The organism is Pandoraea sp. B-6, assembly GCF_000282835.1.
In the GTDB taxonomy this organism is placed as follows: Bacteria; Pseudomonadota; Gammaproteobacteria; order Burkholderiales; family Burkholderiaceae; genus Pandoraea; species Pandoraea cepalis.
In genome coordinates, this window is sequence record NZ_KB290536.1 from 1 (window position 1) to 7,345 (window position 7,345).

The window sequence follows — 7,345 nt, forward strand, 5'->3', positions numbered from 1 at the left end:
GGTGCGCTCAGCGAGAAAGGCGGCATAAGCAAAGTGGTAGCGAACGATAAGTGCAGGACAGCGAAGACGCCGGGGAGAGCCCGGCGTTTTGCATATGGGGGGATGAAAAAGCGAGGGATGGAGGCGAGCGAGAGGAGACGCTAGGAGGCACTAGGAGAAGCAAGAAGGAGGTAGGAGGAGAAGAGGGACTGGAGAGGCGTGGGCGACGACGCGGCCGTCCTGCGGCAGATGCGGAGCACGCGCGGGGCGGGTGCGGCGTCGCGATGGCGATGGAGACGGGCGGTGTCGACGGGACAGGGGCGGTGTGGGGGGAGGCGTGGGAAGCGGGCGGTGTCGGTGGGGGGACTGGGGGCGTGGAGGGGGATGGACCGGGGCCCCTTTCTGCAGCGAGTTGGGTTTATGTTTGAGAGGCGGAAAGGGGCCCCGGTCCGTCTAGGGGAGTGGTGTTGAGTTCAAATCACGGATGTGGTGCAAAAAAATGCATGGGGCGCACGAAAATCGTGCGAAAGGGATAAAAAACGGCACGGGCATGGATATTGCACGATCTCGACACAGCAATTTGCGGAGAAGCAAATGGTCGAGAGCTACAACGAGATGGCGAGCATCACGGGTGCGACGCGTGCGCATTACCGGCGGTTTGACGATTGGCTTAAGTGTCAGTCCGAGGATGTCTTGCACCACAAGCGGGCCGAGGCCGACTTGGCGTTCCGGCGAGTGGGGATCACATTTGCTGTGTATGGCAATGAGGCGGGCACAGAGCGCTTGATCCCATTCGATTTGATCCCACGAATTGTTCCTGCTCACGAATGGCAGACCTTGCAGGCGGGATTGCGCCAGCGTGTGGACGCGTTGAACCGGTTCGTTCATGACGTCTACCATGAGCAGGACATCTTGCGTGCCGGGGTCATTCCGGCGGAGCAGGTACTACAGAACGCACAGTATCGTCCCGAGATGCAGGGGGTGGACGTACCGGGCGACATTTACGCACATATCGCGGGTGTGGATGTCGTGCGGGCGGGGGCGGGCGACGATGGCGTGTTCTACGTGCTGGAGGACAATCTCAGAGTGCCGTCCGGCGTGTCGTACATGCTGGAAAACCGCAAAATGATGATGCGGTTATTCCCTGAACTGTTCGCGAGAAACCGGATTGCGCCGGTCGAGCATTATCCTGACCTGTTGCTAGACAGTCTGCGCGCCGTGGCGCCGGTGGGGGTCGACGATCCTACCGTCGTCGTCATGACCCCGGGCATCTACAACTCCGCGTACTTCGAGCATGCCTTTCTGGCGCAACAGATGGGTATCGAGTTAGTCGAGGGGCAAGACCTGTTCGTCGAGGACAACCTCGTCTACATGCGAACCACCAATGGTCCGAAGCGCGTCGACGTCATCTATCGCCGAATCGACGACGACTTTCTCGACCCGTTGGCCTTCCGCGCCGACTCCACCTTGGGCGTGCCTGGCTTGCTCAGCGTCTACCGGGCGGGGCGTGTCACCTTGGCCAATGCCATCGGGGCCGGCGTTGCCGACGACAAATCCATCTACCCGTTCGTGCCGGACATGATCGAGTTTTACCTCGGTGAGAAGCCCATTCTCAACAACGTTCCGACCTACCAATGTCGTCGAGCGGACGATCTCGCCTACACCCTCGACAACCTTGGCGAACTCGTCGTCAAAGAAGTGCATGGTGCCGGAGGCTACGGCATGCTCGTGGGCCCGGCGGCCACCCGAGCCGAAATCGAGGCATTCCGCCAACGGCTCATCGCCAAACCCGACGGCTACATCGCCCAACCTACGCTCGCACTGTCCGCGTGCCCCACCTTCGTCGAGGCCGGCATTGCGCCGCGACACATCGACCTGCGTCCCTTCGTGCTCTCCTCCGGCAAAGGCGTCACCATGGTGCCGGGCGGACTCACCCGCGTTGCGCTTACCGAAGGCTCACTCGTCGTCAATTCCTCCCAGGGCGGGGGGACAAAAGACACCTGGGTACTCGAAAAATAAGCCACGTTCGCCGGACACGACAAAAAATCCTATCGGGAAGCCATCATGCTCAGCCGTACCGCCGATCACCTGTTCTGGATGGCTCGCTACATGGAGCGGGCCGAAAACACCGCACGCCTGCTCGACGTCAACTTGCAGAACCTGCTCTTGCCGCAAGATGCCATCGACGACGACGACGATGCCGACGGCGCCCGTGCGCACGCCGGCACCTTCAACGACGAGGCTGGCTGGCGCGCCACCTTGCGCATCTCCGAACTCGAGCCCGCGTTCAATCGCAAACATGGGCGTGCCACGCGTGCCAATGTCCTCGACTTCGTCGTACGTGACCGCGATAACCCGTCGAGCATCGCCTGTTGTCTCGAGGCGGCACGCGAAAACGCGCGCGCCGTGCGGGGCACGCTCACCACCGAACTATGGGAAACCGTCAACAGCACCTGGCTCGAATTTCCGCGCATGCTCGACTTGCTGGAGCGCGACCCGGCCCAACTATTCGAATGGGTCAAAGTGCGCTCGCACCTCTCGCGCGGCGTCAGCTTCGGCACCTTGTTCCAGGATGATGCTTTCTACTTTACTCGGCTGGGCCTATTCCTGGAGCGCGCCGACAACACCGCGCGAATTCTCGACGTCCGCTTCCACGAAGCCGTGCGCACCGACCGCGCAGGCCCCGACGCCTCCCATCCCACCGACTTCTACTACTGGTCCGCCGTGCTGCGCAGCGTGTCCGGCTTCGAGATCTACCGCAAAGTCTACCGAGACGTGATTACCCCAGAGCGCGTCGTCGAACTGCTCATGCTCAACGCGCACATGCCACGCTCCTTGCTCGCCTCGCTCAGCGGCGTATGCGAAAACCTCGCCACCCTGTCCAATGCCCAGTCCGGGGATGTGGAACGCTACGCGGGAAAATTACAAGCCGAACTCAAGTACACCGACATCCAGCAGATCCACCAACAAGGCCTCCACCCCGTCCTGACTGCATTCCTCGAGCGCGTCTCCGTGCTCGGCAACAAGATCAGCCAGACCTTCCTGATCCCGCTCGCCGCCTGATGCCATGCGCCTGACCATCCGTCACGAGACCACCTACCGCTACGACACGCCGGTGCGTTACACCATCCAGCAGCTTCGGCTCACGCCTGCGGCGTCCGAAGTGCAGCGTATCGCGCACTGGCGGCTGAGCGCGCCCGGCAAACTCACGCCCGCGCGCGACGCGTTCGGGAACGACATGCATACCCTGGTACTTCATCAGCCGCACAGCGAAATCCATCTCATGGCCGAAGGCGAGGTCGACACCACACCGCTTATCGATGGACGGCTCGGCGAGACGACCCACGCCGTACCGGTGTTATCCTTCGCGAGCCCGACGCCGCTCACCGCGCGCAACGACGCCATCGACGCGCTTGCCGCCGCCGCCGGCGTGACCACGCCGGGCGAACTGCTGGCGCTCGCGGCCACCCTCTGCGAACAAGTCGACTACGAATCCGGAATCACCGGCGTGACCAGTACCGCCGCACAGGCACTTGCGCTTGGGCGAGGCGTCTGCCAGGATCATGCTCACCTGATGCTCGCCGTTTGCCGTGCGCGTGGCGTGCCGGCGCGATACGTCAGCGGGTATATCGATCCGGGCGACGTGCCGCACGCGGCCAGTCACGCATGGGTCGACGTGTGGCTCGACGGGGCGGGCTGGGTCAGCATCGACGTGACTCATGCCTGCTTCGCCAGCGGCAACTACTGCCGATTGGCCGTCGGACGCGATTATGAGTCTGCCGCGCCCGTCAGAGGCATGCGCAGCGGCGGTGCGACAGAAGCGCTGCACGTATCGGTCACAGTCGATACCGTGCCGCTCGATCAACAACAATAGCTTTCAGCGTGCCTGGGCCGAGGGCCCCGCACGGCAAGACAGGAACGACATGACGTATTGCGTGGCCATGAAGCTCGATGCCGGGCTCGTCTTTCTCGCCGATACCCGAACCAATGCGGGCGTCGATCACGTGAGCACCTTTCGCAAGATGCTCGTGTTCGAGCGCGCGGGCGAGCGCGTGCTCGTCCTGCTCTCGGCGGGTAACCTCGCGCTCACGCAGGCCGTGCGCCAACAACTTGTCGAAGCGCGCGACACCGAAACGCTGTGGAACGCCAAAAGCATGACCGACGTCGCGCGCGTCGTCGGCCAGGCGATTCGAGACGTCCACACACGCGATGCCAAGGCGCTCGAAGCCTTCGGTGTCGACTTCAATTGCAGCTTTCTGCTCGGCGGGCAAATCGCCGGTGCGCCGAGCCGCCTTTATCAACTGTACTCCGCAGGTAACTTTATCGAAGCGTCGTCGGTCAACCCGTACTTCCAGATCGGCGAGTCCAAATACGGCAAGCCCATCATTGATCGGCTCGTCACGCCCGCGACCTCGCTCGACGACGGCGCCAAGTGCGCGCTGATTTCCATGGATTCCACGCTTCGCTCCAACGTCTCCGTGGGGCTGCCGCTCGATCTTCTCGTGTATGAAGAAAACAGCCTGCGCGTGACGCGGTTCGCGTCGCTCGACGACGAAAACGTCTACTACAAGATGATCCACGAATCGTGGGGGGCACGCCTGCGCCAAGTGTTCGACGAACTGCCCGAACCGCAGTGGGCTGCCAGCGAAGTTAGCCGGCCCGCAGCGCTGCCGCCACGCGCCGCGCCGCCCGAAGGCGCGCCGGGCGCGGACGACGCGTCCAGCGTGCAGTCGCTCGCGCAAACGTTCTCGCTAAAGATGCCGAGCTGAGCCGTCGCGGCATGACCATAAAAAACGGCGTGACCGCGAAGTCACGCCGTTTCGCCGGGTAGCCAGGGACCAGGACCTCAGCGAGACGCTGCGCGCGCCAACAGCGCGTCGCCTCGGTCACTGCGCCAATATAGCCAGACGCTGATGGCAAGCGTCAGCATTTCAGTGATCAACAGCGTGTACCAGATCGCCGCGCCGCCGAACCCAACATTGAGCAGCCAAAGAATGCCCAGCAGTAACACCCAGCTTCGCAGCATGGCAATGGCCGCCGACGGTCCCGGTGACTCCACGGCCGTCAGAAAGCCCGCCACGATCAAATTGCCGGCTGCGGGCAGAAACGCCAGCGCGTACCAAAGCACCGCGTGCTCGAGAATCGACCACGCCTGAACGCCTGCCGGCAAGAACAGGAACGTCAGCGGGCGAGCCAGTGTAGCCATGGCGACCGCCACCAGCACCGAGAACCCCATCACCGCCATGACGCCGAGCCGGAACGACTCGCGCAACGCGTTCAGATCGCGCGAACCATGGTAGAAGCTGATCATCGGCTGCATGCTTTGCACGAGCGCCACCATCGTCACCGTGGCACCGAGCGTCATGTATTCCAGAATGGCGTAGGCGGCCAGCCCGGGCTCGCCAAAGTTCCACAGAATGACGCGATTGAACGCGAACACGGTCACCGCCGGGGCGATCGCCCCCAGAAACTCCGAGGCGCCGTTGTACATCACGCGCCAGATATGGACTTCGGTGTCTGCGAAAGCCCGCCATGCAGGCACGACCTTCTTGGCCAGCACGAAGTGATAGGCGAGCATCACGCTGCTGGAGACCATCATCGACAAGCCGGTGGCGAGCGACGCCCCGTACATGCCCATCTCCTTCACCACGATGAACCAATAGTCCAGCGCCACATTGGCGAGCGCGCCAAGAAACATCGCGTACAGTCCGAATCGGGCCGCCGGCGCGCCTTCCACGCGCAGGAACAGCTCCATCGCGTAAAGACCGTTCGCGAAAAGCACGAACCAGCCCCATCCCGACAGAAAGCCCACCACGTGTTGTGTAATTTCGCCGTGTGCGCCGAGCGCGGCGGCGATTTCGTGACGGAAGGACAGCACCCCGGCGCTCATCGCGATACTGAAGGCGAGCATCACCCAGAGCACCTGCGAGAATGCGCGACGCGCCTGTGCGTCGCGTCCCTCTCCCAACAAGCGGGCAATGAGCGTGGCGCCGCCCACACCGATCATGACACTGAACGCATACGGGACATACAGCAACGGGACGACGAGATTGAGCGCTGCCAACGCCTGTTCGCCGACGTATCGACCGATGAAGATCCCGTCGATCAACGTGTAGACCGTGTATACCCAGCCGGAAAGAATGGTTGGAATCGCGAGCGACGTAAATTGTTTGAGCAGCGGCGTCCTTGTGCCCTGCGTGGATTGATGAAGAGTGGAATGAGACATGGTCCCCTCGATGACATATCGCCGCGTCGTGTCGGGACGCAGCTCACCGTGGCTTGCACATCGAAACTTCGAGATGGGAGATCGATCGGGCACGCGCAAGCGACGGCGCACCCGTCCCGCCCGCAACATCACGCGCAGCAGTGGCGCGCAGACGTCGTCAGGCAGTCAGATCGGACGGCGGAAACATTGCCTGGTGCAGATGCACCCAGACAACGCCTTGCCGGGAAGCGGAGAAAAGCAGGAAATTCATGATGTCTGATTCGTGATGCGCCTGCCGCTGTCGGCATCGCACCCGTAGTTTGACGTGATGGGAAGGTTGAGCGGATGCCGCCTTCGCAAATACGTCACGCCCGGACTGCCGGACGCGTACTACAGACCTGCGTACCCGTACCGAAGTTCCCAAGCGATTGTTTTGTCGGGGAACAGTCGAAAACGTGCACGTCACTTTCACCGCTTACAACGCCGTGCAGTGCATCAGCGCAACCTAACGCGATGACGTAAAAAAACGGGGCGCCGAAGCGCCCCAACATGGGTCCAGCAAGAAAGACGTTCGTGAAGGTTACTGCTGCGCGCCGCCGTTGAACCACGCGGCGATCTTCTGGCGTTCGTCGTCGGTCATCTGGGTCACGTTGCCCAAGGGCATCGCCTTGAGCGCCACCGCCTGCTGATAGATCCGCTGGGCGTTTTGCGAAATCTCGGCCGGCGTATCGAACATCACCCCTGCCGGTGCGCTGCCCATCATCGTCGGCTTGGCCGAGTGACACGTCGCGCAGCGTTGCGTCAGGATCGGCTGGATTTCTGAGAGCTTCACGCTCGACGCCACCGCTTCGCCATGCGCGCCTGCGGCGGGCGTCGGGGCAGGGCGCGGTGCGGCGAACACGGCAACCCCGGCGAGCAGCGCCGCGCCCGCGACCGGCAGCACGTACAGATTCTTCCCCGCGTGACGCAGCACGAAGAACTGACGAATCATCGCGCCCGCGGCCATGATGATCGAAAGAATCACCCAATTGTGCGGATTGCTATAAGTGAACGCGTAGTGGTTGCTGATCATGATGAACACGACCGGCAATGTGAAATACGTGTTGTGAACCGAGCGCTGCTTGCCCAGCTTGCCCCAGATCGGGTTCGGCACCTCGCCTT

General features: G+C 62.5%; 5 protein-coding genes and 1 pseudogene. 4 read left to right on the forward strand and 2 right to left on the reverse strand.

Features of this window, described 5'->3' with window-relative positions:
* Positions 1-573 precede the first annotated feature (573 nt).
* The 4 genes from A985_RS0115340 to A985_RS0115355 are packed head-to-tail and all read left to right on the forward strand — an operon-like array spanning position 574 to position 4,748.
* Positions 574-1,998 (forward strand): circularly permuted type 2 ATP-grasp protein, encoded by a 1,425-nt coding sequence (locus A985_RS0115340; RefSeq protein WP_017234284.1) that lies wholly within the window; start codon positions 574-576, stop codon positions 1,996-1,998.
* A 45-nt stretch (positions 1,999-2,043) separates the two neighbouring features.
* Positions 2,044-3,042 (forward strand): alpha-E domain-containing protein, encoded by a 999-nt coding sequence (locus A985_RS0115345; protein ID WP_017234285.1) that lies wholly within the window; start codon positions 2,044-2,046, stop codon positions 3,040-3,042.
* Between the two features lie 4 nt (positions 3,043-3,046).
* On the forward strand, positions 3,047-3,853 hold the full coding sequence (locus tag A985_RS0115350) for a transglutaminase family protein (RefSeq protein ID WP_017234286.1): 807 nt from the start codon (positions 3,047-3,049) through the stop codon (positions 3,851-3,853).
* 49 nt (positions 3,854-3,902) lie between these two features.
* Positions 3,903-4,748 (forward strand): proteasome-type protease, encoded by an 846-nt coding sequence (locus tag A985_RS0115355; RefSeq protein WP_017234287.1) that lies wholly within the window; start codon positions 3,903-3,905, stop codon positions 4,746-4,748.
* Between the two features lie 77 nt (positions 4,749-4,825).
* Here the strand turns inward: A985_RS0115355 and A985_RS0115360 are convergent, their stop codons facing one another.
* A complete protein-coding gene (locus A985_RS0115360; RefSeq protein WP_017234288.1) occupies positions 4,826-6,205 on the reverse strand; it encodes an MATE family efflux transporter in 1,380 nt (459 codons plus the stop codon).
* A 559-nt stretch (positions 6,206-6,764) separates the two neighbouring features.
* Positions 6,765-7,345: pseudogene (locus A985_RS29330) on the reverse strand (urate hydroxylase PuuD); the annotation flags it as partial.